The sequence below is a fragment of the Rhabdochromatium marinum genome (assembly GCF_016583795.1).
GTDB classification, from domain to species: domain Bacteria; phylum Pseudomonadota; class Gammaproteobacteria; order Chromatiales; family Chromatiaceae; genus Rhabdochromatium; species Rhabdochromatium marinum.
Map to the genome: position 1 here is coordinate 1 of NZ_NRRS01000043.1, position 25,562 is coordinate 25,562.

The following is a 25,562-nucleotide window of genomic DNA, read 5'->3' on the forward strand; positions in this document are numbered from 1 at the left end:
GGCAACCTTCCCCAACCAGAAGGGTCAGCCGAGTGCTCGTCCCACCGCGCGCTGGGTATTCCAATCTTTCAAAGGCATCCATGTGCTGGTCATTGCCCAGGTCAGGCCGCTCGTGCTAAATATGCAACACCACCACCACGCCTTACTTGAACTGCTGGGATGGCGGTATGTGGCGTTATATTCTGGAAGCGGCTGAGGGGGGTGCGGAATGACGGCCGGATGATTATTTACCAAAAAATAGCCTGATTCAAGGCGAGGACGCAGCGCGACGGGCCTCGCAAAGGCACCAGTGTAGGGTCTTTCAAGGGCTGCCCCTGCCAGCCTTCAGGCTGTGTCAGGGCGAAGGGAGCCGGCGCGTCCGCTTCACGGATCGGCTGGAAACTCGTAGATCAGCCGCGAAAAGACGCTGCTACCGACCAAGCGACCCTGTGCCTCGGCGGTGAAGACACAGCGATCCGGCTCGGGCGTATTGCAGAGCGGGTTGTGCACCAGATCACCAATCAGCGCGCCTTCTTCTGGACCTTCGCTGGCGGTAAAGCTGGCCTTGAAAAAGTTATGATGGCGTCTTCGCGTCCTGTGACGGCGGTTGAATTGTCCTCTAGTGCTGATGGTTCAGAAGTGAGCTTGGTGGCGGCAAGAGGCCACAGTCCGGCAGCCCATAACCCCAGCGCCACGGCAGGCCTGTGCAGGGAGCACCGCCCAAGCGCACCGAGCGGTACATCAGATCAGCGATCAGTGCATAAAGCTGCTCAACCTGCTCATGCCGCAGCCCATAATGGGCCTCCAGCGCGGCTGCTCGTTGCGAGGCCGTCTCGATCACGCAGTCGCGCAGCACCTGATCCGCGCGCAACCGCGCATCAAAACTCGCTTGCGCGCTGGGCTCCTCCAGCCCACCAGTATGATAGGCCCGATCATGCGCGATGCAGCAAGACTCCCATGGCGGGTGATCATCATGAATAGTGCGAAAGGCCGGCAACCACCGCGAGAGCTGTGTCCAAAGCGCGGAGAGGCCGCCACTGCAGCCGTCACTGGCAAAAGGCTGCAGGTGATCCTGGCGAAAAGTCTCGCGCCGTCTGAGCCGTTCGTGTTGGGCCAATTCCCAGGCTTGGTGCATCTTGGACTGGGCGGCATCCAGGTTCGAATCAGCCAGCACCCCAGCCGACCCGCTGGTGGCCATGGCGAAGCAGATGAATAACCTTGCCGCGAGACGACCGCGAGCTTTGCCTCGGCCCGTTTGCATCGCGATCATGATCGAAGCACCGGGACTTTCAGGACAGTGGTCGATGCGACCGGCGGATCATCAGCCAACCAAGCAGGGCGCCGGCTGGAATCGTCACCCAGCCGAACAGGATCAAGCTCCAACCGCTGAACACCGCCGCGCCCGCGAGCCCCTGGAAAGGGGTCATCGGCGGCTCGCCCAGGGAGCTGGTCGTCCCGAACCACAGGTAATCCAGATTCGCACTCAGAATGAGGAGATACCAGCATAAGTAATGCGCCAGAGCGCCAGTCAGTGCGCCGGTTAGGATGCCGGCGCGGTGGCGCAACGCTTTCCGACGCTCAATGAGCCAATACCACAAGCCAAATCCGGCCAGAAAGGCCGCCAAGGCTGCGCAAATTGGTAGCCGCTGCCAGCCCTCGCCAATGGCGGAATGAACCGCGTAACCACCGACCCCCAGACCAACGAGCGCGCACAGCAGCCCGAAAGGCAGCGCACGGCGGGCAGAGGGTTTAACCGTCGTCATCGCGCTTTGATATCAGGGAATTCCCAACCATTTGTGCGTTTGCAGGCTCAGTCGCCAGCGCGGGTGGGCCTTGCAGTAGGCAATGGCCTGGGCGGTATTGGCCTCTTGCTCCGGTCCGTCCATTGGTTGCAGGAAGAAGTGCCCGAAGTCCAGGTCGGCGAAGCGCTCAGGCATGGCCTCCGATTGCGGAAACACCAATTTGAGTTCATTCCCTTCGGTGATTTTCAGCGGTGCGGTGGATTTCGGACTGACGCACAGCCAGTCGATCCCGGTCGGCGCCGGCTGAGTACCATTGGTCTCCACCGCCACCTCGAAGCCCTGAGCATGCAGGGCCTCGATCAGGGGAGCGTCCAGTTGCAGCAGGGGTTCGCCGCCGGTGCAGACAACAAAGCGATCCGCGCGGCCAATCTCCGGCGGCCAGAAGGACGCAAGACGCGCGGCCAAGCGATCCGGGGTATCGAACTGACCGCCATTGGCTCCAATGACACCGCGAAATTCCGTATCGCAGAAGCGGCACATTGCAGTGCGGCGATCGGCTTCACGCCCGGACCAGAGGTTGCAGCCGGCGAAGCGGCAGAAGACCGCCGCCCGTCCGCTTTGCGCCCCTTCGCCTTGGAGGGTGTAGAAAATCTCGTGAACGCTGTAGCTCACGCGGGCAAGGCCGGACCGAGCGGCCCCCAGCATAGGCTCGCACCGCAGCCCGGCGTCTGATAGAGATCGATACGATCGAGTTGCGGCAAGCGCTCGGCTGTCTGCTGACGGATCCAGTCAACCAAATGCCCGGGATCGGCAGCGGTCAGTCCGGGCAGGGCATCCAGCCGGTGATGGTCGAGTTGCGCATAGACGGGTTTGAACAGGGCCTTCACATCCCCGTAGTCCACTGTCCAGCCCAAGACCGCATCCAGCGGTGCGCTGAGGTGCAATCGCAGCAGATAGCTATGCCCGTGCAACCGCCGGCGCGGATCGCCCTCGGGGGCGTTGCACAGTTGCAAGGCGCTCTCGAAGCGCAGTTCCTTCCAGATGCGATAGTGCACACCATCGTAGTGGCAGCCAGCGGTGCTGGTTTCATAGACGGTCACCCAGGACAAGCTCGGCAGATCCGGCTTTAGCCGCTGCCACACCCAGTGCGCGATCAGCTCACTGGTCGGATTCTCAAGCCCCGGCAGATCGTTTAGACAGGCGTGATGCAGTTGCGCTTGGTAGGGTGCCCAGAGCGCGGCCAGGGCGTCGAAGTCGATCCCCATATCCTGGTTCTGTAGGTCCTGACGCGCGTGCAGAATGATTTCGAATCCATGTCCGTGCATGCGCCCGCAGGGGTGGTCGGCTGGAACCTTGGGCAGTTGATGGGCAGCTTCGAAGCGGAAGCGATGCCAGAGGTGAACCTGGTCGTCAGCGTCGAGATCCGCCCCCTGATCCCGGGTGCTCTGAATACCGACGGTTTCAAGTCCCGGCACGTCCAGCTGGCGGCGAACATAGCGGGCGAGATTCTCGTCGGTCGGAATCTCCACGCAGGTGTTCAGGTCACGATAGTCCAACTGACCGACTGCCTCACTTAATGCCTGAACCAGCGTGTCCGTGCGGGCACTGGGATCCGTGCGCCAGTCATCAGGCCGGGCGGCGCGCACCCGGGCGGTGAAGCTGTGGCCATGCAACCGCCGGGCGCGATGCCCGGGCGGTAGAATATTGACTTGGCGCGCCGCCTCAAAGGGCGCTGCCGCGACCTGATATAGCGTCTCTTTCATCGGGTATTGGCCAGTTCGTGACGACTCAGCAGCGGATCACTGATACCAGCCTCGGCAAACCCTTTAGCGCGCAATTGGCAGGAGTCGCACTGCAAGCACGGACGCCCATCGGCAGCGGGATCGTAACAACTGCTCGTTAGACCATAGTCGAGGCCAAGCGACAAGCCGCGTTGGATAATCTGGGCTTTAGTCAGGTCAATCAGGGGGGTGTGAATGCGCAGGTGTTGCCGCCCTTCGACGCCAGCGGCGGTTGCTAGGTTGGCCATGTGTTCATAGGCGGCGATGTACTCCGGGCGACAGTCGGGATAGCCGGAATAGTCGAGCGCATTGACGCCGATGAAAATGTCACTGGCTTCGAGCACCTCGGCCCAGGCCAACGCGAACGACAGGAACACCGTGTTGCGGGCCGGCACATAGGTAACGGGGATGCCCTCGGCCATGGTTTCAGCCGGGCGGCCTTTGGGAACCGCGATCTCGGCCGTTAGCGCGGAGCCGCCAAAGCGGCGCAGATCGATGTCGGCAATGACGTGCTCGGCCACGCCCACCGAGGCGGCCACGCGTTGCGCGGCGTCAAGCTCAATGGCATGGCGCTGACCGTAGCGAAACGATAGAGCATAGGGTGCAAAACCCTCGGCCTTGGCGATGGCTAGGGCCGTGGTGGAATCGAGGCCGCCGCTGAGCAGCACCACTGCGTTTGGCATGGCGACGAGCAATGGCAATAAGCCAGTGATAACAAATACATTAAATGGAGCTGGCGGACGGATTCGAACCGACGACCTGCTGATTACAAATCAGCTGCTCTGCCAACTGAGCTACGCCAGCGTTGTTGCTTGAGTGGGGTAATTCTTGCGGATACACCGATAGCACCAATGAGTGGGGTGCGACGGCAAGGATAACCAGACCAGACTGCTTGGGGAGGATTGTAGTCGAAAGTGGGGTGGGTCTGAAAGTGGGTTGTAGGAATTTTGTTGTGCGGTTGGGAGCAATTAACGGACTTTATGGTTGCTGGGCAATGCCTTGCAGGACCAGGTCGGGGTGATGGAGGCTGGGTTGGCTGAGCAGGGGGATGATGCGTTCGGCATCGCCACCGCTGATGAGCAGGTGCGGGGAGTTGGCGGTTTGCTGGCGTAGCTGTTGCCAGAGGCGGTCGGCGAGGGCAGCGGGGGCATGCAGGCAGGCGGCGGCGATGCATTGGCCGGTGTTGGTGCCCCATAGAGTGTTGGTGTTAACGGGGTCGGTGGTGTCCTGGGGTGGAATTTGGGTGGTGCTGAACAGGATGGCGCGTAAGCTTTCGAGGCCGGGCAGGATTTGGCCGCCGAGGTGTTGGCCGTCGCTAAGCAGGGCGTCACAGGTGATGGCGGTGCCGAGGTGCAGGATAAGTTTGGGGCCGGAGTAGAGGTGGTGGGCGGCGCACAGGGAGAGCCAGCGGTCAGTGCCTAATTGGCTGGGGTTGCTATAGCCAATGCGCACCGCTGAGTGGGTCGGATCGACAGCGATGAACTCGGGCGTGAGTGTCCAGAGGGTCTGGCTGATATGGATAACGGCGCTTTTGACGCTGTCCGGGCCGACGTGGCAGACGCGGACGCGGTCGATGGTGTCGAGCGCTTCCCAAGTCGCGAGCAGGTCGATGGGCAGGGCGCCATGATGACGGGCACGCTGCATGTCTGACAATGCACTGCCGTCCCAGAGTGCCCATTTAATGCTGGTGTTACCGATGTCAAGAAGGAGTTGCATGTTTGTGAGTTCTTACGTTTTTTGGAGACGGTGATGATTTATTCACTGGCCGGGGCGGCGCGCAGACTGACTTCGCCAGCGGTGAAATGCCGGAGGGCTCCATCCGTTTGCAGCAACAGAGCGCCCTGATCATCGATGCCACGGTAGATGCCGGTGATGCTGTGTTCGCCCCAGTGCAAACTGACAGTTTGGTCGCGATAGGCATCGAAACGGCGCCAGGTGTTCAGCCAGGGCTCCGAGCCTTGTTCCAGAAAGCTGGCCAGCATGGCGCTGAGTTGGTCGATGCAGCAGGCGGCGAGGGTGTTGCGTGGCGGCGGGTGGCTCTGACAGATGGTATTGAGATCGACCCAGGGCTGGTCAATGGCCGTCGTGGTGTTGGCTGGCATGCGCAGGTTGAGTCCCAGGCCCAGAACAACGCGGCTGGGCCCCTGGGTTTCACCGGCGATTTCGATCAGCAGTCCGCCGAGCTTGCGACCTTGCCAGTGGAGGTCGTTGGGCCATTTGAGTTGCAGCTGAGCGATTCCCAGGGATTCCAGTGCCAGACACAGGGCAGCACCAGCAGCCAGGCTCAGGGTGCCGAGCGCAGCTGGACCGGCATCGAATGACCAGAACATGGACAGATACAGATTGGCGCCGAAGGGCGAATGCCAAGAGCGCCCGCGCCGACCGCGACCTGCGCTCTGGCGCTCAGCCAACACACAGGTGCCCTGAGCAGGGTGCTCCAGGCTGTGCGCCAATAGCCAGGTGTTGGTGGAATCGATGTCGATGAAACAGTGCAGGGGTCCGATGCGGCGGTGGGTTTCTGGAGCCAGCCTAGCGCTCATGGCGGCGGGGTCGAGTAGTTCAAGTGGCGCCGGCAGTTGGTAGCCCTGTCCTTTCACGGCTCGGATCTCCAGGTCAAACTGCTGGCTGGTGCGCTGAATGGCTTTCCAGACCGCTGCCCGGCTGATGCCGAGCGCAGCGGCCAGGGCTGCGCCTGAATGGCGTTCGCCATCAGCGAGCTGGCGAATCAGGCGGGTGGCAGTATCGGCGGTGTCGGCGATATCAGTGGTATTCGTGGTATCCATGGGACAGGGCGGTGAGACTCGCTGTGCTCAGAGGGTCGACGAGCTGGTGGCAGTGGCGGTGGATGGCTGATGCAGCCAATTGGCTTGGGCCTGCTGCGCAGCGGGCGGGGCGTCTGGTAGCGGCATGAGTTCGCAGGTGTCGTGCGGGGCGGCTTCCGGAGTGAGTTCAAAGCGATGCAGTTCATCGCGCCGAAACGCGTGCACGATGACGGTCTCACCAATGGAGCAGCGGGCAAGCTGTGTGGCGAAGCGGCTGGGCTCAATGCGCACAGCATCCAGCGCGATCAGGATGTCTCCGGGGGCCAGTCCCGCTCGCTCGGCAGGGCGATCATTGAGGACAGCAGTGAGTTTCAGCTCGTTTCCCTGCGCCGTCCAGCGCGCCCCGATGGACACTTGCGGCTCAATGGGTTGGAACTGCTCACAGACACCGCCCAGGTCTTGGACATCCCGCGCCGGGCGCATGCGCAGGGCGACCCCGACTGAAGCCAGCAGGGGCGCCAGGTCCAGATCCTTGGTGTCATCAAGTGCCTGGTCAAAAAATGCTTGCAAGTCCAGGCCGGTGATCTCGGCGGCCAGGGCTTCGGGCCCAGTCTCGGGCACGCCTTGGCCGGTGCGACCATAGCGTTGCCAAAGAGCGCGCATCAAGTCATCAAGACTGTGGCGATTGTGGCTGCGCTGGCGAATGGTCAGATCCAGCGCCAGAGCGATGAGAGCGCCTTTGCTGTAGTAGCTGACAATGGCATTGGGGGCGTTGGCATCCTGTTGATAGAATTTGGTCCAGGCATCGAAGCTCGACTCGGCCACTGTTTGACGCTGCCGCCCCGGATCGCGCTGCACGCGAGTGATGGTGTTGGCGAGCAACTCGAGATAGTCCCGAGGGCTGATCAGACCGGCGCGCACCAGGGTCAGGTCATCGTAATAGCTGGTCAGGCCCTCAAAGGCCCATAGCAGACGGGTGTGGACCTCACGTTCGAGTCCCTGCTCCATGAACACCTGGGGGCGAATGCGCTTGACGTTCCACAGGTGAAAATACTCATGGCTGCACAGCCCCAGGAAGCGGCGATAGCCTGCGGTGACTTCGCTCACCTGAGGTTGGGGGAGATCATCGCGGGCACAGAGTAAGCTGGCGGAGCTGCGATGTTCGAGACCGCCATAGCCGGTGCCAAGGGTTTGGGTCAGGAACAGATAGCGCTCCAGGGGCAGTTCGCCAAACAGGGCGGCTTGTTGCTCGCAGATGCGCGGCAGATCCTGACTCAGGCGATCAAAATCGGCGCGCTGGTGGCCGCTGATGGCCATGGCGTGGGGGATGTCGCGCACGCTGAATTCGACCAGTTCAAATGCACCCATTTCCACCGGATGATCAATAAGCGCAGCGTAGTTTGCAGCGCGATAGCGCCCGAAGCCCCAGGCCGGTGCGCCAGCGGCGGGCAGGCTGGTGGCCAGGCGCCAGTGTGCCGCGCAAGGATCGGCAGGGCGCTCAATCTCAAGTTCGCACGGCCAGTCAGCGCAACCGTCGACGTGCAACAACAGGCAGGCGCCATTGAAGTAACCGTGGGTATGATCCAGATGGGCCGCCCGCACGCTCAGCTCGCCGGCATACACCTGATAGTGAATGTGCACGCTTCCAAGGGCTCCAGATAGGTGCCAGCTTTGTTTGTCGCTTTTGCTAATTGGAAGGGGGCCGTTCGCGTCCTGGGCATGAATGCTAATGAGATGTCGCGCAAAATCGCGGATCATATAGCTGCCGGGAATCCAGGCGGGCAGACTGAGCCTCAGGTCGCGGGCTACGCCCTTGGCGGTAGGTGCTGCATCAGGGATGCAAAGACTGAGGTCGAACAAATGGGCGCGGGGCTGATGACTCGCGACGCGATAAGCAAGGGTGCCGAATGCGGACATGGCGATAGGATGGACGGCTGAGGTCTGGCTGGATGAATGAATCAATGAATGGATCAATGAATGGATCGATCGATCAATGGATCGGATGCTGAGCGGAGTGTGAATGGTGCAGCAAACTTCTGCAACAGCGGCACCTGAGGGTCCGCTACCATCCCGGCCGTGGCGCCTGCGTCTGTGGCGCGGACTGCGCTGGGTGGCGCTCGGACTGCTGGCGGCTGCGGTATTGTTGGTGGTGGTTTTGCTGCTCTGTGATCGGTGGATCTCCTGGCGCGCGGCGCCGTGGATGGTGCACGACCTGGATCAGGTGGAGCCGCTGCCGGTAGCGGTGGCGCTGGTGCTCGGCACGGCGCGCCGCACGCTGGCTGGGCGACCGAATGAATTCTACCGCGCGCGGCTCGAAGCGGCGGCCGCGCTCTATCATCATGATCTGGTGCAGGGCATTCTGGTCAGTGGTGACAATGGTTCGCGTTATTACAACGAGCCTGAGGCGATGCGCCGGGATCTCATTGCGCTGGGCGTGCCGGATGCGCATGTCACCCTGGATTATGCCGGATTTCGCACGTTGGATTCGGTAGTGCGGGCGCAACAGGTGTTTGGTCTGGAGCGTTTTTTGATCGTCAGCCAGAGTTACCATGCCGAACGCGGTGTCTTTATCGCACGTCAGCGTGGCATGGTCGCCTATGGTTTTGCGGCGGCGGACCCGGGCGGTGCTGGCGGGCTGAAGGTGCGACTGCGCGAAATTTTGGCCCGCGCCATTGCCATCTGGGATGTGCTCAGCGGCCGTGAACCACGGTTTCTTGGCAAGCCTGAGCTGGTGAGGCTTCGGGGGGCGCCATCGGAGCCTCTGCCAGAGCAATCAGCGCAGCCAGAGCAGCCAGAGCAGCCAGAGCAGCCACAGGATCCATCAGGCTGAGGGCTTGCTCGCCTATAGCCAGGGCAGGCGCTCCAGGTTCACGTTGCCCCCGGTGAGAATCACGCCCACGCGTTGATCGGCAAAGTGCTCGGGGTGATGCAAGATCGTGGCGAGGGGCACCGCGCAGGAGGGCTCGACGATGATCTTCATCCGCTGCCAGATTAGGCGCATGGCCTTGATGATTGCGTCTTCCTGGGCGAGCAGGATCGTATCGACTTCGCGTGCGACGATGCCCCAGTTCAGTTCGCCCAACGAGGCTTTCAGCCCGTCGGCGATGGTATCTGGCGCATCCTCAATGATCCGTTGCCCGGCCTGCAACGAACGATAAGCATCATCGGCATTCGCCGGCTCTGCGGCGAACACCTGGGTGGCGGGTGACAGCGCGCGAGCGCTCAGCGCAGTGCCGCTGATCAGGCCGCCGCCGCCAATCGGGGCGATGACGATATCCAGATCTTCGACATCCTCGAGCAGCTCCTTGGCACAGGTGCCCTGGCCGGCGATTACGCGGGCGTCGTCATACGGCGGTACAACGTTGGCGCCGCTTTCGGCAACGATGGCATCCAGGGTTTGTTGGCGGGCAGTGTTGCGTGGTGCACAAAGCACCACCTGGCCGCCGTAACCGCGTACCGCGTCCATTTTGGCGCGCGGCGCGGTCTCGGGCATCACCACCGTGCAATCGATGCCGCGGCAGGCCGCCGCCCGTGCCAGCGCCATGCCGTGATTGCCACTCGAATGGGTGGCCACGCCCTTTGGGGCATCGGCCTCCTCGAGTCCAAACACGGCATTGACTGCGCCGCGCGACTTGAAGGCACCGGTCTTCTGGAAGTTCTCGCATTTGAAGAAGAGCCGTGCACCCGTCATTGCATCGAAGGTCGTACTGGTGAGGATCGGCGTGCGATGAATCCAGGGCGTGATGCGCTCATGTGCGCGGCAAACATCGTTGTAATCGGGCAGATGCATGTGTCTCCGGAACAGATTCCAATGATGGGGGGCGCGCCCGCCCATCCAGTTCAGGCGATGCTGTCGACCACGCCGCCATCCACACGCAGGGCCGCGCCGGTAGTGGCCGAGGCTTGTTCGGATACCGCGTAGACGACCATATTGGCGACTTCTTCCACTGTGGCGGCGCGCTGGATGATGGAGCTTGGCCGTGCTTGCTGGACGAATTCGGCGGCTACCTGTTCCATGGACTTGCCGCTTTTCGCCTGCTGGTCGGCGAGCATGTCCTGGACACCCTCAGAAAGGGTGGGCCCGGGCAGTACCGCGTTGACGGTCACACCGGTGCCGGCCAGCCGCTTGGCCAACCCGCGTGAAATCGACAGATTGGCGGTCTTGGTCATGCCGTAGTGAATCATTTCCGGCGGGATATTCAGACCGGATTCCGACGATAGAAAGACGACGCGGCCCCAGCCGGCCTCGACCATGGTCGGTGTATAGGCACGGGCTAGACGTACACCAGACATGATGTTCACGTCGAAGAACTGTTGCCATTCCTCGTCCGGGATTTCGTAGAAATCCTTGGGCCCGAAGATGCCAAGGTTGTTGATTTTGTTATCGAGTTGGATATGCATGAGAGGTTTCTTTGGGGGCTGGTTTGTCGCGTGCATGGGCCGGGCCGTAGAGCCTATGGCGCTGGCCCGCATATCGCACTGGCATCACGCGTTAGTGTGGCATAGTCGCCTATGGCTTTGCAGCGGCGGACCCGGGCGGTGCCGGCGGGCTGAAGGTGCACAGCCAGCAGAGCAGCCAGGGCAGCCACGGAATCCATCAGGCTGAGGCTTGCTGGTCGCTTGCGGCAGCATGGCTGCGAAAGTCACCCCAGAGGATTTGGGCGGCGGCAATTGCCGCCAGTGGGGCGGTTTCGGTGCGCAGGATGCGCGGCCCGAGTCGCACGGCGGTAAAGCCATGATCGCTCGCCTGGCGCCGCTCATCAGGTGCTAGCCCTCCCTCGGGGCCGATCAGCAGCGTGAGGAGGCCATCACGCGGGGGGGGCAGTTGATCCAGTCCGCTGGCCGCACCATGATGCAGCAGCAATCCCTGGGGCTGTCCTGCAGCCAGCCAGGGGGTGAGCGCACTGGCCGGCTGTAACTCGGGCATCCAGCGCCGACCGCTTTGCTCGCATGCGGCGGTGATCACACCGCGCCAGTGGGTTAGGCGCCGGGCCAGGCGCTCGCCGTCGAGTCTGACGACGCTGCGCTGGGTCCAGAGCGGCGTGATGCGCGCCACGCCCAGTTCGATGGCTTTTTGAATGGCAAAGTCCATGCGTTCGCCCTTGGAGACGCCAAGTCCGAGACGGATGTGCAGGGTTGGCGGTGGTTCGAGGTCACCAGGCGGGCCAAGGCGTGCGATCAGGTGGGTGCCCTGGGTGCGCTGTATCTGCGCCGGAAAGTCGCGTCCCTGGCCGTCGCACAGCCAGAAGTTGTCCCCCGCGCGCAGTCGTAACACCTTGAGCAAGTACTTGGCGGTGGTGGATTCCAGGGTCACTTCGCGATCACCGGCGAGCGGTTCGTCAGTGAAGACGCGAATGCGGCGGCCTTGATGTTCAGGTCTTTCAGGTATCGGGTTCATGGCGTTGCCTATTGTCAGGCACCTTGCGTCGGGAACCAGTATAATAAGGAGTTTTTTGAGCCGACTTTTGGGGTGCGGGGTTATTTTGGCCGCGCGCGGATTCTTTTTGTTTCAGAGGTAATTACAAGCATGCCACACGGTACGACCATTACGCAGTTTATCAGTGAAGAGCAGCGTCATGCGCCAGGGGCAACTGGTGAATTTACTGCGTTGCTGAACGATATTGTGACCGCCTGTAAGATGATTTCCAATCAGGTTAATCACGGGGCGCTGATTGGTGCCCTTGGCAGCGCGGGCAGTGAAAATGTTCAGGGTGAAACCCAGAAAAAGCTGGATGTGCTGTCGAACGAGATTTTTTTGCAGTGCAACGCCTGGGCCGGTCATCTGGGTGCCATGGCATCCGAGGAAATGGATGATATCTATCACATTCCGGATGAATATCCGCGCGGTAAATATTTGCTGACCTTCGACCCGTTGGATGGCTCGTCCAACATTGATGTCAATGTGTCAGTCGGGACTATTTTCTCCATTCTGAAGTGCCCGGGCGGCAGCGAAAAGCCGACGGTACGGGATTTTCTCCAGGCCGGGACGCAGCAGGTCGCAGCGGGCTATGCGCTCTATGGGCCTTCCACCATGATGGTGTTGACCACCGGCAATGGCGTCAACGGATTTACCCTCGATCAGAATATCGGTGAGTTCATTCTGACCCATCCAAACATGACCATCCCGGTGGATACGCGGGAGTTCGCGATCAATGCCTCGAACATGCGTTTCTGGGATGCCCCGGTGAAGCGCTATGTTGATGAATGCCTGGCGGGCACGGAAGGACCTCGAGGTGAGGACTTCAATATGCGTTGGATTGCCTCCATGGTTGCGGAAGTGCATCGGATTCTGACCCGTGGTGGTGTCTTTTTGTATCCGATGGATGAAAAAATCCGCAGTAAAGGGCAGGGCGGCAAGCTGCGCCTGATGTATGAGGCCAACCCGATGTCCTTCATTGTCGAGCAGGCCGGTGGTGGTTCGGTGATCGGGCGCGAGCGGATCATGGAACTTCAGCCGGAGGGTCTGCATCAGCGGGTGCCGGTGATTCTCGGATCGCGCAATGAGGTCGAGCGCATCCGCCGTTATCACGAAGAGGCGGTCGGCTGATTCTTGCCAGCCAGCCATAAGTGACAACCGTCGGCGCCCGGCCGGCGGTTGATGGTGCATTCAGCGGAGTCCGGCGGATATGAGCGAGCGAACCCTTTATCTGTCCATCGGCTCGAATATTCAGCCCGAGCACAACGTCAAGCGCTGTCTCGCGTCCTTGCGCGCTCTATCGGGTGCCACCCTGACGGCGGTTTCCAATCTGTATCGCACCCGGCCTTGGGGTGGCGCAACGCAAGCCGAATTCATCAATCTGGCAGTGGCGCTGCGCACGAGCCTGCCTGCCCGAACCCTGTTGGCACAGATGCAGGCGATTGAGCAGGCGCTGGGGCGTGAGCGGTTACAGAAAAACGGCGCGCGTACCATTGATATCGATCTGCTGTTGTTGGGCGATGAAGTGCATCAGGACGCAGCCCTGTGCGTGCCCCATCCCGGCTTGCTGGAACGTGACTTTATGTTGCTACCCTTGCTTGAGATTGCGCCTGAAGCTTGTCATCCAGTCACGGGAGAACCCTTAATGGCGCTAAGCCAGGGGGTGCGTTATCGGCAAATTATTGAGCGGCTGCCGGCGCTTGATTAGCGCGCCGGCTCGATGCGCATTGGTATCCAGCGACTGATGACGTGTGCGAGGGTGGTGTCGCTCTGCCATTGGGTTAGGGCGGCGTTAATGCGCGCGAGCAGGTGAACGTCCTGTTCGCGTACGGTCCAGACCAGATGCTCGGTGAGTAGGGGATGGAGTAGGGCGGCCAAGGGTGGCGCGTCAGGATTGGCGAGCTGGTTCCAGGCCAGCATGGCATCCAGGACCAAAAGATCGATCTCGGCCTGTTCGAGAGCCAGCAGCGCCTGTGCGGCACTCGGAAAGGGGATACGCTGTGCGAGAGGCATGCGTTGATGCACAACGCGTGCAGCGGTGGTGCCGCGTTCGTAGCCAACCTTGCCGCGGGTTGACAGCACATCAATCGGGCGCGTAAAGCGCTCTAAATCCTGCGGCCGTACCAGAGCCAGTTGTCCAGTTTCCAGCAGCGGCTCGCTGGCCAGCAGGTGCAAGGCCCGCAATTCATGCTGGGGCATGGTGCTCAGCATGACGTCAATGCGACCGCCTTTGAGAGCGGACACCAGATCACGTTCCGGCAGCAGGCTTAATTGAAGCCCCATGTCCAGCTGCTCGGTTAGCAAACGCGCCAGGTCGATGGCCAGTCCGCTCAGAACGCCCTGATCAAGGGTTGCCAGCGGCAGCGACGACTCGCGGGCGATGCCAACGCGCAGCTCAATGTCGCCGGCGGTGGCGACGCTACCCAGGCTCAATAATACTATTATTGTGTTCAAAAATTTTATCATTGCGGGATACATGGATAATGGTCGCTCAGGCAATGACGCCGTGGGGCGGAATCCAGCTACCCATCGCACTGCACATCCCGTACCTTTGCAAGATCCGTTCGATCTGCGCAGCCTCCGGGATGCCCAGACGATGCGCGTCCGCCAGGGCGAGGCACAGGAGTGCATTGGCCGGGGCGCGGTCTTCGGCGGCATCCCTGGCGAGCAGATTGAGCGCGATCATGGCTCGACACACGAGCAGCGAACGCACGTCGCCGAGGCGCTCAAAGACCGGCAGCGCCTTCTCGGTGCGGATGCGCAGCGCCTCCTCGAGCTGCCCGCGCGCCTGCAGGATGTCGGCGATCTGACCCTGCGTCACCGCCTTCTCGCGCACGTCGCCGAGGCGCTCATAGACCGGCAGCTCCTCCTCGGTGCGGATGCGCAGCGCCTCCTCGAGCTGCCCGCGCGCCTGCAGGATGTCGGCGATCTTCCCCCGCGTCACCGCCTTCGCGCGCACGTCGCCGAGGCGCTCATAGACCGGCAGCTGCTCCTCGGTGCGGATGCGTAGCGCCTCCTCGATCTGCCCGCGCGCCTGCAGGATGTCGGCGATCTTGCCCTGCGTCACCGCCTTCTCGCGCACGTCGCCGAGGCGCTCATAGACTGGCAGCTGCTCCTCGGTGCGGATGCGTAGCGCCTCCTCGAGCTGCCCGCGCGCTTCCAGGATGTCGGCGATCTTCCCCTGCGTCTCCGCCTTCTCGCGCACGTCGCCGAGGCGCTCATAGACCGGCAGCTCCTCCTCGGTGCGGATGCGCAGTGCCTCGTCAAGCGCTCCTCGGACCCATTTGAAATCGGCTAGCTCATCCCACCATTCCAGGCGGCGGCGGCACACAGGCTCGTCGTGCGTGTCGCGGGTGGATGCCAAACGGGCCTCCAGCTCGCGCAGACGTTCGTCCTGCTCTTCGCGAGTCAGACGGGGATCAATCCCCCATTCCCAATCGCGGGTGGCGAACGGGCGCATTTGATCCGTGGTCAGTTCGGGGAAGTCGAGGATGTCGCTTCGCCAGTCGAAGAAATCTGGAGCACCGGCGGTCAGCCGACCCAGTAGCCGGCGTGGCAGCCAGACGACGATTGGCGCCGACACGCGGAGGGGCCAGTCGCCACGGCTCAGGTTGAGCGCACTCAGAAATCGTTCGGCACGATCCTCATCGGCGAGCAGGGTCTCGAGGCCGACGATCATGACCGGGCCGGGAGGCGCGAGGGCGGCGACGGCCTCTAGAGGTTTCTGCTCGGCGGGATCTGGCAGCTCGATGCAATGGATGGTGAGCCCTGGCAGCGAGGCGGCGAGGCTTTCGATCAAGCGGTCGCGGGTGAGCGGCGAGTCGCAGGTGCAGAGCTGGAGCGAAAAGCTGCGGCTGCGCACGATGGCCCGGCGCAGGGCGCTGAAGGCGTCGCCGGTCTGCTCGACCGGGTTAGGGTTGGCGGAAGCGTTCAAGGGTCCGCAGCACCGGGTTGACCTCGTACCAGATGTCGCCATTCATGTATTCGAAGACGAAGAGCAGGAACAGCAGTTGCTGATGGAGGTCGTCCTTGGGGATGTCGCGCTGAGGCTGGTCAAAGTTGGGTAGCCTGTCCCAGGCGGCGTCTGGCACCTCGCGCCGGAGGGCGTTGGCGTATTTGCGCACGGCCTTGTCGGCGGCCGCGCGGGTGATGGGGAGGTTGTCCAGTTCATTGCAGGCGGCTTGGATGAAGCTCATGAGATGGCGCGGGTGACCGCCGCTCATGTTGCAGAGATGATTGAGTGTGTCGTCGTTGTCGAAGGCTCGATCCAGGCTGGTACCGGCGGCGGCGCAGCGTTTGTCGACCATCTCGCGCATCTTGACCATGCCGGGCGAGTCGGGGCGGATCGCCTCGTCGCGGCAAGGACGCAGGCGGATCATGGAAACGGGTGTGTTGTACTCCCCGAAGGTCTGTTCGAGCTGACCGATGCGCGGCGAGTAGATCAGTGAGATGGGCACGGTGTAGACCGTGTGGACCTGGAGCGAGGCCAAGTGCTCGCTGCGGTCGATGAAGAGGCGCTCATGGGTGTTGGTGCCGTCGCCGCAGTCGCGGCGCACCAGTTTGTCGAGTCCGTCGATGATGAGGACGAGGCCATCATGACCGGCCTGTCGGGCGGCAACCTCGGCGGCACCGAGGAGGTCGTTGACGGCCTTGAGCAGCGAAGTGCTGTGCATTTCGACGGCGGCGCGCAGTTGGCGGCGGGCGTTGGGGCGGTTGCGCAGCTCGACGGCGATCTTGCCGAAGCCGCCCTCAAACTCGCCTCCGGTGAAGCCGACCTCCTTGGTTAGCAGACCGCAGATGTCGTTCCAGACCCGCTGGAGATAGGTGCTGACGGGGCTGAATCCGGGCAGATTGCGTGCGGCAAGCTGGGACTGGAGTTGGGCGGCGATGAAGACGAGCAGGTCTGGAAAGTCGAGATCGTTGACGTCGAGTCCCTCGCCCACGTCGCAGAAGATAACGATGTAGCCTTTACGAGCACCCTCGGGGGTTTCGAGCATGAGCTGGAGACGATAGAGCTCGCTGGTCTTACCGACGCCGCGATGGCCGGTGAAGAGTTTGTAGTCCCAATGGCCGGGCGCGGCGCGGCGCAGACTGCGGGCATAGAGGGCGACGACGTTTTCCTCGCCACGCACAGAGTCAAAATTCACCCAGCGATTATCATTGGGTTTAATCGATTCGGTGGGCTCGCATTGCTGATAGAGCTGCGTGATGGCGGGTTGGGTGTCGGCGTCGGTCATGGGCGATTCTTGGTTTGCTGCATTGCGAGATTGTACGACATGCTTGGGTAGTGGACGTGACGAAAGGTGCTGGTCATTCTTCGGGCAGGATGGGGGTGGTCGCACCTCGTTCAGGGTCCGGGTTGGCGCTGAACCAGGCCAGTTTGTCGCGCAGTTTCACGACCTCGCCGACAATCACCAGCGTGGGCGGGGCGGGCGGATCTTGTTCTACCTGTTGGAGAATATCGGCTAGGGTGCCGACATAGACTTTTTGCATGTGGGTGGTGCCCTGTTGAACCAGGGCAATCGGCATCTCGGGCGCCACGCCATGTTGAATGAGCTGGGCAATGATGACCGGCAGTCCGACCAAGCCCATGTAGAACACGATAGTTTGATGAGGCTGGGCCAGTTGTGGCCAATTCAGGTCAATGCTGCCGTCCTTGAGATGTCCGGTGACGAAGGTGACCGATTGCGCATAGTCGCGGTGGGTCAGCGGAATGCCGCCGTAACAGGCGCATCCGGAGGCAGCGGTAATGCCTGGCACCACCTGAAAGGGGACACCTTCGGCCGCCAGAGTGTCGATTTCTTCGCCGCCGCGCCCGAAAATAAAGGGATCGCCACCCTTGAGGCGCAGCACTCGATGTCCTTCTTTGGCCAGGCGGGCGAGCAGGGCATTGATTTCCTCCTGGCGCATGGCGTGATCGTTGCGTTGCTTGCCGACGTAAATATGTTTGGCATCACGACGCACCATGGCGAGAATCGGCTTGGCCACCAGGCGATCATAGACCACCACATCGGCCTGCTGGAGCAGGCGTAGCGCGCGGAAGGTGAGCAGATCCGGGTCGCCGGGGCCGGCGCCCACCAGGTAGACCTCACCCATGCCGGAGTCGGGTGTGGTGATGGCCAGTTCGCGTTCCATGGCCTGATCGGCTTCCGCTAAATGTCCGGAGAACACCCGTTCGGCGACGCCGCCCTGGAGCACGCGATCCCAGAAGCGCCGCCGGTCACGCTGCTCGCTGAAACGGGCCTTGACGCGATCGCGATAGTTGGCACAGAGTTCGGCGAGGCGCCCATAACCAGCCGGCACCAAAGATTCGAGCCGTGCCCGAATCATGCGTGCCAGCACCGGCGAGGCACTGCCGGTGGATACAGCAACCACCACGGGCGAACGATCAATGATGGCGGGCATGAGAAACGTGCAGTCTTCGGGTTGATCGGCCACATTGACCAGCAGCTGACGGTCGCGGGCCTGCGCGGCGATGGCACCGTTGAGGGCGCGATCATCGGTCGCGGCGATGACCAGTTGCACCGCATCAAGATCATCGGGCGCGAAGGCGCGCAGCTGGAGATCGATCGCTCCGGCCGCAGCGAGTGAGTGGATGTCCTCAATCGCTTGGGTAGCGATGACGCGCACCTGGGCACCGGCGGCGCGCAGGTGGTTAAGCTTGCGTAGCGCCACACGCCCGCCGCCAACAACGAGGCAGGGGTGATCTTTGATGGTGAGAAAAATTGGTAATTGTTCCATGGTGGTACGGGAAGGGTACGGCTTAGGCGATGGGAATGAGGCACTGGCGGCCGGGCCGGCTTGAGCCAAAGGATGCGCCCTTGGCACTTGAGCGACGAGCGGCACGAGCCAATAATAGTACGAAGATATTGAGTCTGAAGGATAGGAGCAACAGTGGTAAGAGAAATTGATTCCGATGCGCTCAAGCAACGACTGGATGGGGCCGGGGAGCTGTTGCTGGTCGATATTCGCACGCCCGAGGAGGTTGCGCAGGGCATGATCCCGACGGCGACGCATCTTCCCATGCATCTATTGCCGTTGCGCCAGGCCGAGTTGCCACGCGACAAGGATCTGGTCATTTATTGCCGCAGTGGGGCGCGCTCTTATCATGCCTGCCAGTTCCTGATGCAGCAGGGCTTTACAAACACCATCAATCTTCGTGGTGGCATCATCGACTGGGCGCGACAGGGGTTGCAGCTCAAAGCCCCGGCGTAACCCCGGTTGTTGCATCAAGTGTTAAAAGCTACGTAAAAGCGACGGCTTGCAAAGCAGGAGCGGCGCCCATTCTGGTTTATGCAGCTTGCGTTTTTCGTCGACTTCGCCTATAAATCAGCATCTTTGCGTTTTGTTAAATACTTAAATACGGCTCTTGAGCGATGGCTGAGAGTCAAGTACAAACCTGGAGGCTGACGATGGCTGATTTTAATCAAGAACTGGACGCAAGTGGACTCAACTGCCCCCTGCCGATTCTGCGCGCCAAGAAAACCCTAACGGGCATGGAGTCTGGCCAGGTGCTGCATGTGATTGCAACTGACCCCGGTTCCGTCAAGGATTTCGACGCCTTCGCCAAGCAGACTGGCAACGAATTGCTGGATTCCCGCGAGGAAGGTGGCAAATTTTTCTTCCGCATTCAGAAGTCATAAACACATTTGCAGCTGTTTGATCCCACAGGCTGCATGACCCAAGACATGCATTGACCCATCACGCACTAGGCACATCAGCGCCTTAAGAGGAACCGATGGAAGAGAAGAAACTTGCGATTATCGCCACCAAGGGGTCGCTCGACTGGGCGTATCCGCCCTTCATCCTGGCCTCCACCGCCGCTGCGCTCGGCTATGAGGTGCAGGTGTTTTTCACCTTCTATGGCCTTCAGTTGCTGAAGAAAAAACTGTCGCTTGAGGTGACGCCCCTGGGGAACCCTGGCATGCCCATGCCGATGGGAATGGATAAGTGGTTCCCGATTCTCGGCATGACCTTGCCCGGTATGCAGGCCATGATGACGGCCATGATGAAAAAGCAGATGAAGGACAAGGGCGTGGCCAGCATCGAAGAGTTGCGTGAACTCTGCCAGGAAGCGGATGTGAAGATGATCGCCTGCCAGATGACAGTGGATCTGTTCGACATGGATCAGGCGGCTTTCATTGACGGCGTGGAATATGCCGGTGCTGCGGCCTTCTTTGAGTTCGCTGGCGAAAGCGATATTTGCCTGTACATCTGAGGTGTTTCTGCGCAGAGTGCAGATCATATCAGGGGGAAACGCCGCAAAGTGTATGCTCTGCGGCGTTTTTTGTTGCCCGACCAGCCGGGTGTCCTGGATGTGATCAGGTAATGAATGCGTATCTGCAGGTGATTGGATGCTGAAGCCCGAACTGGGGAATGCCCGTGAGCGGCGCTTGATCAAGCGTTTTCGGGCGCTTAGCGCAGCGAATCGCGACACACTGGAGGCCTTTGCTGAGTTTTTGACTCAGCGCGAGGCCGGCATCGCCGCTGCCCCGGAGGCCGCACCGCTGCCACCAAGCAGTCGCGAGCCGCGTCCGGAGGAAGAAAGCGTGATTGCGGCAATCAAGCGCCTGCGCCGCAGCTATCCGCAGTTGGATGCAAGCGAACTGCTCGATCAGGCATCGCTGTTAATGTCCGCCCACATGCTGCAAGGTCGCCCCGCTGCACAGGTGATTGATGAACTCGAACAGCTCTTTGCGCGGCAGGCCGCCGCAAGCGATCCTGCAGCGCGGCCCGAACACGAGACTTCCTGAGGGTTCCGGTGGCCATGCAGGTACTCAGCAATTGGTTTCGCCGTCACTTTTCTGATCCGCAAATCCTGTTTCTGGCGTTTTTCCTGCTGGTAAGCCTGGGGATTGTCATCACCCTGGGCAATATGCTGACGCCGGTTTTTGCCAGCATTGTCATTGCCTATCTGCTTGAGGGGGTGGTGGGCTTTCTGGGACGTCGCGGCTGGCCGCGCCTGGTTGCGACCGTGGTGGTGCTGTGCGCGTTCATGCTGTTTCTAGCCTCCCTGTTGCTGTTGTTACTGCCCTTGCTGTGGCGCCAGTCAACCGATCTGGTGCAGCAACTGCCCGGTATGCTTAGCATGTGGCAGCAGGCGTTGATGGGGCTGCCGGAACGCTACCCGGATTTGATTACCAGTGAGCAGATTCGCACCCTGATCAACGCCATTCGCAGCGAAATCGGCTTTTTGGGCCAGAAACTTGTTTCGCTGTCCATGTCGTCCGTGGTGGGCATTATCACCGTGATGGTTTACTTGGTGCTGATGCCGCTGCTGGTGTTTTTTTTCTTGAAGGACAAGGATCTGATCCTCGGTTGGTTTAAGCGTTACTTGCCACAACATCGGGGAATCGCTGGTACCGTTTGGCGGGATGTGGATCGCCAGATTTACAATTATGTGCGTGGCAAGTCGTGGGAGATCCTGGTCGTCTGGGCGGTGAGCTTTGCCACCTTCTGGGCCTTTGGGCTGAATTATGCACTCCTGCTGGCGGTGTTGGTGGGGTTGTCAGTGATCGTGCCCTATATCGGCGCCTCGGTGGTGACCGTGCCGGTTATGCTGATCGCCTGGTTTCAGTGGGGGTGGTCGCCACAGATGCTGTGGTTGTCATCGGCCTATCTGATTATTCAAGCCATTGATGGCAATGTGTTGGTGCCCTTGCTGTTTTCCGAGGTTGTCGATCTGCATCCGGTAGCCATTATCGTGGCTATTTTGGTCTTTGGCGGCATTTGGGGCTTCTGGGGCGTCTTTTTTGCCATCCCATTGGCCACACTGGTTCAGGCCGTGCTCTGTGCCTGGCCATCGGCCAGTGCTGAAGCTCCCAAGCACGAGGGGGCGGATGCCTGATCATGGCACTGTGGCGCTGGGAAGGGTAGAATCCCGCCCCGAAGCGCAAAATTTGGTTGTGGATACTTTATTGCTGTCATGCTTGAACTGATTGCCGGCTTGCTACTGTTGTTGGGAACCCACTCCATCGTCATCGTGCGACCAGAATGGCGCCGTCAGGCAGTTGCCCGCTGGGGCGAACCTCAATGGAAACTTGCCTACGCGCTGCTTTCCCTGCTGGGGTTGTGGTTGATCGTTCAAGGCTATGCTGCGGCCCGTATCAATCCAGTGGTGCTTTACCATCCGCCGGTATGGTCGCGTCATTTGATGCTGCTGCTAATGGTTCCGGTCTTCACACTGTTGTTGGCGACCTATCTGCCGGGGCGTATTCAGCACGCGACCAAGCATCCGATGCTGGTGGCGGTTAAAATTTGGGCTTTGGCGCATCTGATGGCCAATGGAACCTTGGCGGATGTCTTGCTGTTCGGCGGTTTTTTGGCCTGGGCTGTGGCGGATCGCATTTCACTCAAGCGGCGCGACCCGGGCGTCGTATCAGTGCCCGGAGCACCGCCGAGCCCTTGGAATGATCGGATAGCGATCCTCGTGGGACTGCTGCTCTATCTGGTTTTTCTGTTCTGGGCGCATTACTGGCTGTTCGGGCGCTCGCCACTGGAATAGCGCGGTCGGCGCGGTTGGAGCCGACAAGACCATGAGATGCTGTATATTTGGCGGCTGGGTTTGCGGCATTGAGAGCGGTTTGTGCCGCTGCGGTGTCGGATTCATCGCCCAAGAGAGCCGGCGGAGCTGGCACAACAACTGATCGGCCATGGCGATCAAAGGCGCTCGAACCTCAGGTCCGGGCGCTGCGGTCATGGTCTAAATTTCTCGCCACTGTGCAACGGAACAACAGGAGATATGAATGAGCAAGTCCGTGGACGCAGATCAACAACAAAATTCCGGGGGCATGATTGCAACACTCGGGGTCGGTAAGGTCGTAACCGTTGGAGGCGTTCTGGCGCTGGTCTTCGGATCCATTTTCATCCTTGGTGATCCCTACGGTCCGCATTCCTCAGGTAAAACGGCCCATCAAGGTGATGAAAGCGTTGCTGAGCGCCTGGGTCCCATCGGGGCAGTCAGTGTCGCGAAAAAAGCGTCCGAGGCGCCGCAAGAGGGAGACGAAACAGCCGAATCTGCTAGCAGTCAAGCGGATGCGAGTGCGGAGGCATCCGATTCCAGCACCAGCACCACCGCCGCTGTAAGTTCGGCTGCTGCCGCCGCTGCTGCATCAGTAGCAGCAAAACCCGCGACCAGTGCTCCCAAGGCATCACCAGCGCAAGCAGATACACCGGCGGCTAAGCCTTTTGCACCGGCACCGGGGCAGACCGCACATAAGCCGACCCCGAAACCGGCACCGCCTGTCGCCAAGCCGACACCCAAGCCGGCTCCCGAACCTGTTGCTGCGCCAGCACCAAAAACAGCGGCCCAACCAGCCACGCAGCCAGCGGCCCAGCCGGCACCGGTTACACCAGCCCGGCCGGCTGCTCCTGCACAGCAGCGGACAGCGCCTCCGGCCGCGCGCATGCCTCAACGTCCAGTGCAGCGTCCGGTACGCCCGGCCTGGATGTATCAAAATGCACCCATGCCCCCGCAGCCTTATCGCTATCGCTAACCGGGTTTGACTGATCTGAACTGACCCTGATGACAGAACCTGGCGGCCCAAGATTGGGCCACCGGGTTCTGTGACTGCCACCTCAAGCCGCGACTGGCGCGTGCTGATGGGTATCGGTGGCAGCGTCGTAGTCGTAATGCTTGATTTTGCGCCGGATATTGCGCTGTATGACCACGCCGAGCACCTGCCATTCGAGTCCATCCAGGGCGATCTGGGGATAATCCGGATGCAAGGCGATCAGCCATGACCGGCCTTGCTCATCCTGCCGGTATTGGCGCAGCCAGCGCACCCCTTCAGCCTCGGCAAAAATGTACATGCCATCGCGGGCGCTGCTCCGGGGTTCAATGATAACCACACAGCGATCCGGAAACTCTGGTTCCATATCCGGCCCCAGCACTTGCAGCGCGAAGGGTTCCTGCAGGGCGCAATCGCTGTGATCGAGTCCCGCCTCCTGGTTCAAGGTGGTCGTTGACGAATTCTGGTTCATTGCGTTCCCATTGTGTCCTAATCAGATGACAGTTTGCGCTGTTTGACCGTCTGAGATGGGATCACCACCGCCGAGACTCAATCGCTCATGATTACTCCGGGAAAAATCTTTGCCACCGAGCGGGTGCACGAAGACCGTCGCGACTGGCATAACCTGCGTCATATGTTGCCCTATCTGTGGGAATTTCGCGGCCGCGCACTGCTGGCGCTGGCGGCGCTGGTGCTGGCGAAATTTGCCAATGTCGGTGTGCCCATGGTGTTCAAGGAAATTGTCGATGCCTTCGAGGGGCAGTCGGCACAGCTCCTGGTGCTGCCGGTCAGCTTGCTGCTGCTGTATGGCGCACTCAAACTCTCCAGCTCACTGTTCAACGAGCTGCGCGATGTCATCTTCGCGCGGGTACGCTTTCGCGCCATGCGCCGGCTGTCGACCCGGGTGTTGGAACATCTGCACCGACTGTCGCTGCGCTATCACCTGGAGCGCCAGAGCGGCGCCATCAGCCGCGATCTGGAGCGTGGTACCCGTTCGGTCTCTACCATTCTGAATTACATGGTGTTCAGCGTGATTCCGGTGCTGGTGGAATTCACCCTGGTGGCGGTGATTTTGCTGAGTCGCTATGAACTGGTGTTTACCCTGGTGACCTTTGGCACCGTGCTGGTCTATGTCGGTTTTACCTTCGCGATTACCGAATGGCGCATGGACTATCGCCACCAGATGAACCGGCTCGATTCCCATGCCAACACCCAGGCGTTTGACAGCCTGCTGAACTACGAGACAGTCAAGTACTTCGGCAACGAACGCATGGAGCTGACGCGCTATGACGCCACCCTGGCGCAGTGGGAAGACTATGCGGTTAAGAGCCAAAGCTCCATGTCACTGCTGAATTTTGGGCAGGGCAGCATCATCGCCTTGGGCGTAACAGGCATTATGTTCTTTGCCGCCCAGGGCGTGGTGGTGGGGCACATGAGTATCGGTGACCTGGTGCTGGTCAATGCGCTGATGCTGCAATTATTTATTCCGCTGGGCTTTCTGGGCATCGTTTACCGGCAGATCAAATACGCACTGGCGGATATGGATCTGGTGGTTAAGCTGCTGGCACGGGTGCCGGAGGTCAAGGACTCGCCTCAGGCGCGCGTGCTGCGCCTGAGCGACGGCGCCGTGCGTTTTGAGCAGGTCAGCTTTGATTATCAGCCCGAGCGGGCGATTCTGCGCGCGGTGGATTTTGCGATTGAGCCGGGCGAGAAAGTCGCCGTGGTGGGCCATAGCGGTGCGGGTAAATCGACCCTGGGGCGGCTGCTATTTCGCTTCTACGATGTCACCTCTGGCTGCATTCTCATTGATGGGCAGGATATTCGCGATGTCACTCAGCACAGCCTACGCGCCGCCATTGGTATTGTGCCGCAGGATACGGTGCTCTTTAATGACAGCATTCTGTATAACCTAAGCTACGGTCGCCCGGAAGCGACGCGCGAGGAGATCGAACAGGCCGCAGAATTGGCGCATATCCGCACCTTCATTGAGAGTCTGCCGAATGGCTGGGAAACGCTGGTGGGTGAGCGCGGACTCAAGCTGTCCGGTGGCGAAAAGCAGCGCGTGGCCATCGCTCGCGCGATGCTCAAGCGCCCCCGCATTTTGGTATTTGACGAAGCGACCTCATCACTTGATAGTCGCACCGAACAGGCCATACAGCAAACGCTCATTGAAGTCGCCGAGAATCACAGCACGCTGGTCATCGCCCATCGCCTGTCCACCATCATCGACGCGGATCGCATCCTGGTGATGGAGGCCGGGCGTATCATCGAGCAGGGTGCGCACCGTGATCTGCTCACCGCTGGCGGTGCTTATGCGCAGATGTGGGACTTACAACAGCACGAGCGTGAACAGCACGAGGATTGACCCCTGA

Annotated in this window: 28 protein-coding genes, 1 tRNA gene and 1 pseudogene; 12 read left to right on the plus strand and 18 right to left on the minus strand. The window is 60.9% G+C overall.

Translation table 11 applies throughout. The features are described 5' to 3' along the window. Positions 1–196, plus strand: a pseudogene (locus tag CKO36_RS19380) (IS1634 family transposase); the annotation flags it as partial. A 167-nt stretch (positions 197–363) separates the two neighbouring features. On the opposite strand, the gene CKO36_RS20145 reads toward CKO36_RS19380, so the two are convergent. From CKO36_RS20145 to CKO36_RS12285, 10 genes are all read right to left on the minus strand, one after another. Beyond that, positions 364–489 carry a hypothetical protein gene (locus CKO36_RS20145; RefSeq protein WP_275957854.1) on the minus strand — a complete coding sequence of 42 codons (126 nt, stop codon included), beginning with the start codon at positions 487–489 and terminating at the stop codon, positions 364–366. 109 nt (positions 490–598) lie between these two features. Continuing rightward, complete coding sequence (locus tag CKO36_RS12245; protein WP_242469575.1) at positions 599–1,177, minus strand: hypothetical protein; 579 nt, start codon at positions 1,175–1,177, stop codon at positions 599–601. Between the two features lie 91 nt (positions 1,178–1,268). Beyond that, entirely contained in the window at positions 1,269–1,742 is a 474-nt protein-coding gene (locus CKO36_RS12250; RefSeq protein WP_200284348.1) for a hypothetical protein, read from the minus strand. A gap of 12 nt (positions 1,743–1,754) precedes the next feature. After that, positions 1,755–2,393 carry a 7-carboxy-7-deazaguanine synthase gene (gene queE, locus CKO36_RS12255; protein ID WP_200284349.1) on the minus strand — a complete coding sequence of 213 codons (639 nt, stop codon included), beginning with the start codon at positions 2,391–2,393 and terminating at the stop codon, positions 1,755–1,757. Then, positions 2,390–3,484 (minus strand): 6-carboxytetrahydropterin synthase, encoded by a 1,095-nt coding sequence (locus tag CKO36_RS12260; protein ID WP_200284350.1) that lies wholly within the window; start codon positions 3,482–3,484, stop codon positions 2,390–2,392. The genes queE and CKO36_RS12260 overlap by 4 nt, the downstream gene beginning before the upstream one ends. After that, on the minus strand, positions 3,481–4,185 hold the full coding sequence (queC, locus tag CKO36_RS12265; RefSeq protein ID WP_200284351.1) for a 7-cyano-7-deazaguanine synthase QueC: 705 nt from the start codon (positions 4,183–4,185) through the stop codon (positions 3,481–3,483). Before queC ends, CKO36_RS12260 begins: the two co-directional genes overlap by 4 nt. Positions 4,186–4,230: 45 nt before the next feature. Continuing rightward, a tRNA-Thr gene (locus CKO36_RS12270) sits at positions 4,231–4,306 on the minus strand. A gap of 174 nt (positions 4,307–4,480) precedes the next feature. Then, positions 4,481–5,218 (minus strand): type III pantothenate kinase, encoded by a 738-nt coding sequence (locus tag CKO36_RS12275; RefSeq protein WP_200284352.1) that lies wholly within the window; start codon positions 5,216–5,218, stop codon positions 4,481–4,483. A 38-nt stretch (positions 5,219–5,256) separates the two neighbouring features. Then, positions 5,257–6,285: a bifunctional biotin--[acetyl-CoA-carboxylase] ligase/biotin operon repressor BirA gene (gene birA / locus CKO36_RS12280; protein ID WP_200284353.1), complete on the minus strand. Its 1,029-nt coding sequence runs from the start codon at positions 6,283–6,285 to the stop codon at positions 5,257–5,259. Between the two features lie 27 nt (positions 6,286–6,312). After that, on the minus strand, positions 6,313–8,181 hold the full coding sequence (locus tag CKO36_RS12285) for a M61 family metallopeptidase (protein ID WP_200284354.1): 1,869 nt from the start codon (positions 8,179–8,181) through the stop codon (positions 6,313–6,315). A 103-nt stretch (positions 8,182–8,284) separates the two neighbouring features. Here CKO36_RS12285 and CKO36_RS12290 point away from each other — a divergent pair, with 103 nt between their 5' ends. Next, on the plus strand, positions 8,285–9,094 hold the full coding sequence (locus CKO36_RS12290) for a SanA/YdcF family protein (RefSeq protein ID WP_200284355.1): 810 nt from the start codon (positions 8,285–8,287) through the stop codon (positions 9,092–9,094). 12 nt (positions 9,095–9,106) lie between these two features. Here the strand turns inward: CKO36_RS12290 and bhcB are convergent, their stop codons facing one another. From bhcB to CKO36_RS12305, 3 genes are all read right to left on the minus strand, one after another. Further along, complete coding sequence (gene bhcB, locus CKO36_RS12295) at positions 9,107–10,054, minus strand: beta-hydroxyaspartate dehydratase BhcB (RefSeq protein WP_200284356.1); 948 nt, start codon at positions 10,052–10,054, stop codon at positions 9,107–9,109. A 50-nt stretch (positions 10,055–10,104) separates the two neighbouring features. Then, the gene (locus CKO36_RS12300; RefSeq protein WP_242469576.1) at positions 10,105–10,665 is read right to left on the minus strand and encodes an SDR family NAD(P)-dependent oxidoreductase; all 561 of its coding nucleotides are present in this window, start codon (positions 10,663–10,665) and stop codon (positions 10,105–10,107) included. A gap of 196 nt (positions 10,666–10,861) precedes the next feature. Further along, positions 10,862–11,662, minus strand: a complete 801-nt coding sequence (locus tag CKO36_RS12305; protein WP_200284358.1) for a 16S rRNA (uracil(1498)-N(3))-methyltransferase — start codon at positions 11,660–11,662, stop codon at positions 10,862–10,864. A gap of 129 nt (positions 11,663–11,791) precedes the next feature. Here CKO36_RS12305 and CKO36_RS12310 point away from each other — a divergent pair, with 129 nt between their 5' ends. Then, the gene (locus tag CKO36_RS12310) at positions 11,792–12,811 is read left to right on the plus strand and encodes a class 1 fructose-bisphosphatase (RefSeq protein WP_200284359.1); all 1,020 of its coding nucleotides are present in this window, start codon (positions 11,792–11,794) and stop codon (positions 12,809–12,811) included. Between the two features lie 79 nt (positions 12,812–12,890). Further along, positions 12,891–13,388, plus strand: a complete 498-nt coding sequence (folK, locus tag CKO36_RS12315; RefSeq protein ID WP_200284360.1) for a 2-amino-4-hydroxy-6-hydroxymethyldihydropteridine diphosphokinase — start codon at positions 12,891–12,893, stop codon at positions 13,386–13,388. Here folK and CKO36_RS12320 read toward each other — a convergent pair. The 4 genes from CKO36_RS12320 to cysG form a co-directional block, all read right to left on the minus strand. After that, a complete protein-coding gene (locus CKO36_RS12320) occupies positions 13,385–14,134 on the minus strand; it encodes a substrate-binding periplasmic protein (protein WP_200284361.1) in 750 nt (249 codons plus the stop codon). The two genes, folK and CKO36_RS12320, sit on opposite strands and share 4 nt — an antisense overlap. A gap of 37 nt (positions 14,135–14,171) precedes the next feature. Then, the gene (locus CKO36_RS12325; RefSeq protein ID WP_200284362.1) at positions 14,172–15,614 is read right to left on the minus strand and encodes a tetratricopeptide repeat protein; all 1,443 of its coding nucleotides are present in this window, start codon (positions 15,612–15,614) and stop codon (positions 14,172–14,174) included. Beyond that, positions 15,592–16,917, minus strand: a complete 1,326-nt coding sequence (locus tag CKO36_RS12330) for a hypothetical protein (protein ID WP_200284363.1) — start codon at positions 16,915–16,917, stop codon at positions 15,592–15,594. Before CKO36_RS12330 ends, CKO36_RS12325 begins: the two co-directional genes overlap by 23 nt. Before the next feature lie 73 nt (positions 16,918–16,990). After that, positions 16,991–18,421, minus strand: coding sequence for a siroheme synthase CysG (cysG, locus tag CKO36_RS12335; RefSeq protein WP_200284364.1), 1,431 nt, complete (start codon positions 18,419–18,421; stop codon positions 16,991–16,993). A 153-nt stretch (positions 18,422–18,574) separates the two neighbouring features. Here cysG and CKO36_RS12340 point away from each other — a divergent pair, with 153 nt between their 5' ends. From CKO36_RS12340 to CKO36_RS12370, 7 genes are all read left to right on the plus strand, one after another. Then, positions 18,575–18,895 (plus strand): rhodanese-like domain-containing protein, encoded by a 321-nt coding sequence (locus CKO36_RS12340; protein WP_200284365.1) that lies wholly within the window; start codon positions 18,575–18,577, stop codon positions 18,893–18,895. Between the two features lie 197 nt (positions 18,896–19,092). Then, positions 19,093–19,323 carry a sulfurtransferase TusA family protein gene (locus CKO36_RS12345; RefSeq protein ID WP_200284366.1) on the plus strand — a complete coding sequence of 77 codons (231 nt, stop codon included), beginning with the start codon at positions 19,093–19,095 and terminating at the stop codon, positions 19,321–19,323. A 95-nt stretch (positions 19,324–19,418) separates the two neighbouring features. Further along, a complete protein-coding gene (gene dsrE2 / locus CKO36_RS12350) occupies positions 19,419–19,898 on the plus strand; it encodes a sulfur carrier protein DsrE2 (protein ID WP_200284367.1) in 480 nt (159 codons plus the stop codon). Positions 19,899–20,034: 136 nt separating this feature from the next. Further along, the gene (locus tag CKO36_RS12355; protein WP_200284368.1) at positions 20,035–20,433 is read left to right on the plus strand and encodes a hypothetical protein; all 399 of its coding nucleotides are present in this window, start codon (positions 20,035–20,037) and stop codon (positions 20,431–20,433) included. A 14-nt stretch (positions 20,434–20,447) separates the two neighbouring features. Next, the gene (locus tag CKO36_RS12360; protein WP_200284369.1) at positions 20,448–21,527 is read left to right on the plus strand and encodes an AI-2E family transporter; all 1,080 of its coding nucleotides are present in this window, start codon (positions 20,448–20,450) and stop codon (positions 21,525–21,527) included. A gap of 78 nt (positions 21,528–21,605) precedes the next feature. After that, positions 21,606–22,184, plus strand: coding sequence for an NnrU family protein (locus CKO36_RS12365; protein ID WP_200284370.1), 579 nt, complete (start codon positions 21,606–21,608; stop codon positions 22,182–22,184). Between the two features lie 241 nt (positions 22,185–22,425). Then, the gene (locus CKO36_RS12370; protein ID WP_200284371.1) at positions 22,426–23,175 is read left to right on the plus strand and encodes a hypothetical protein; all 750 of its coding nucleotides are present in this window, start codon (positions 22,426–22,428) and stop codon (positions 23,173–23,175) included. An 82-nt stretch (positions 23,176–23,257) separates the two neighbouring features. Here the strand turns inward: CKO36_RS12370 and CKO36_RS12375 are convergent, their stop codons facing one another. Continuing rightward, positions 23,258–23,662 carry a S24 family peptidase gene (locus CKO36_RS12375; protein ID WP_200284372.1) on the minus strand — a complete coding sequence of 135 codons (405 nt, stop codon included), beginning with the start codon at positions 23,660–23,662 and terminating at the stop codon, positions 23,258–23,260. 87 nt (positions 23,663–23,749) lie between these two features. Between CKO36_RS12375 and CKO36_RS12380 the strand changes: the two genes are divergently transcribed. After that, positions 23,750–25,555: an ABCB family ABC transporter ATP-binding protein/permease gene (locus tag CKO36_RS12380; protein ID WP_200284373.1), complete on the plus strand. Its 1,806-nt coding sequence runs from the start codon at positions 23,750–23,752 to the stop codon at positions 25,553–25,555. Positions 25,556–25,562 lie beyond the last annotated feature (7 nt).

Excerpts from the sequence above, each read along its gene's own strand:
- folK (WP_200284360.1), top strand. The coding sequence starts at position 12,891 with ATGAGCGAGCGAACCCTTTATCTGTCCATCGGCTCGAATATTCAGCCC.
- CKO36_RS12290 (WP_200284355.1), top strand. The coding sequence starts at position 8,285 with ATGGTGCAGCAAACTTCTGCAACAGCGGCACCTGAGGGTCCGCTACCA.
- CKO36_RS12370 (WP_200284371.1), top strand. The coding sequence starts at position 22,426 with ATGAGCAAGTCCGTGGACGCAGATCAACAACAAAATTCCGGGGGCATG.
- CKO36_RS12360 (WP_200284369.1), top strand. The coding sequence starts at position 20,448 with ATGCAGGTACTCAGCAATTGGTTTCGCCGTCACTTTTCTGATCCGCAA.
- CKO36_RS12300 (WP_242469576.1), bottom strand. The coding sequence starts at position 10,665 with ATGCATATCCAACTCGATAACAAAATCAACAACCTTGGCATCTTCGGG.
- cysG (WP_200284364.1), bottom strand. The coding sequence starts at position 18,421 with ATGGAACAATTACCAATTTTTCTCACCATCAAAGATCACCCCTGCCTC.
- CKO36_RS12355 (WP_200284368.1), top strand. The coding sequence starts at position 20,035 with ATGCTGAAGCCCGAACTGGGGAATGCCCGTGAGCGGCGCTTGATCAAG.
- dsrE2 (WP_200284367.1), top strand. The coding sequence starts at position 19,419 with ATGGAAGAGAAGAAACTTGCGATTATCGCCACCAAGGGGTCGCTCGAC.
- CKO36_RS12310 (WP_200284359.1), top strand. The coding sequence starts at position 11,792 with ATGCCACACGGTACGACCATTACGCAGTTTATCAGTGAAGAGCAGCGT.
- CKO36_RS12305 (WP_200284358.1), bottom strand. The coding sequence starts at position 11,662 with ATGAACCCGATACCTGAAAGACCTGAACATCAAGGCCGCCGCATTCGC.
- CKO36_RS12375 (WP_200284372.1), bottom strand. The coding sequence starts at position 23,662 with ATGAACCAGAATTCGTCAACGACCACCTTGAACCAGGAGGCGGGACTC.
- CKO36_RS12245 (WP_242469575.1), bottom strand. The coding sequence starts at position 1,177 with ATGGCCACCAGCGGGTCGGCTGGGGTGCTGGCTGATTCGAACCTGGAT.
- CKO36_RS12285 (WP_200284354.1), bottom strand. The coding sequence starts at position 8,181 with ATGTCCGCATTCGGCACCCTTGCTTATCGCGTCGCGAGTCATCAGCCC.
- CKO36_RS12365 (WP_200284370.1), top strand. The coding sequence starts at position 21,606 with ATGCTTGAACTGATTGCCGGCTTGCTACTGTTGTTGGGAACCCACTCC.
- queC (WP_200284351.1), bottom strand. The coding sequence starts at position 4,185 with ATGCCAAACGCAGTGGTGCTGCTCAGCGGCGGCCTCGATTCCACCACG.
- CKO36_RS12330 (WP_200284363.1), bottom strand. The coding sequence starts at position 16,917 with ATGACCGACGCCGACACCCAACCCGCCATCACGCAGCTCTATCAGCAA.
- CKO36_RS12345 (WP_200284366.1), top strand. The coding sequence starts at position 19,093 with ATGGCTGATTTTAATCAAGAACTGGACGCAAGTGGACTCAACTGCCCC.
- CKO36_RS12380 (WP_200284373.1), top strand. The coding sequence starts at position 23,750 with ATGATTACTCCGGGAAAAATCTTTGCCACCGAGCGGGTGCACGAAGAC.
- bhcB (WP_200284356.1), bottom strand. The coding sequence starts at position 10,054 with ATGCATCTGCCCGATTACAACGATGTTTGCCGCGCACATGAGCGCATC.
- CKO36_RS12275 (WP_200284352.1), bottom strand. The coding sequence starts at position 5,218 with ATGCAACTCCTTCTTGACATCGGTAACACCAGCATTAAATGGGCACTC.
- birA (WP_200284353.1), bottom strand. The coding sequence starts at position 6,285 with ATGGATACCACGAATACCACTGATATCGCCGACACCGCCGATACTGCC.
- CKO36_RS12260 (WP_200284350.1), bottom strand. The coding sequence starts at position 3,484 with ATGAAAGAGACGCTATATCAGGTCGCGGCAGCGCCCTTTGAGGCGGCG.
- CKO36_RS12250 (WP_200284348.1), bottom strand. The coding sequence starts at position 1,742 with ATGACGACGGTTAAACCCTCTGCCCGCCGTGCGCTGCCTTTCGGGCTG.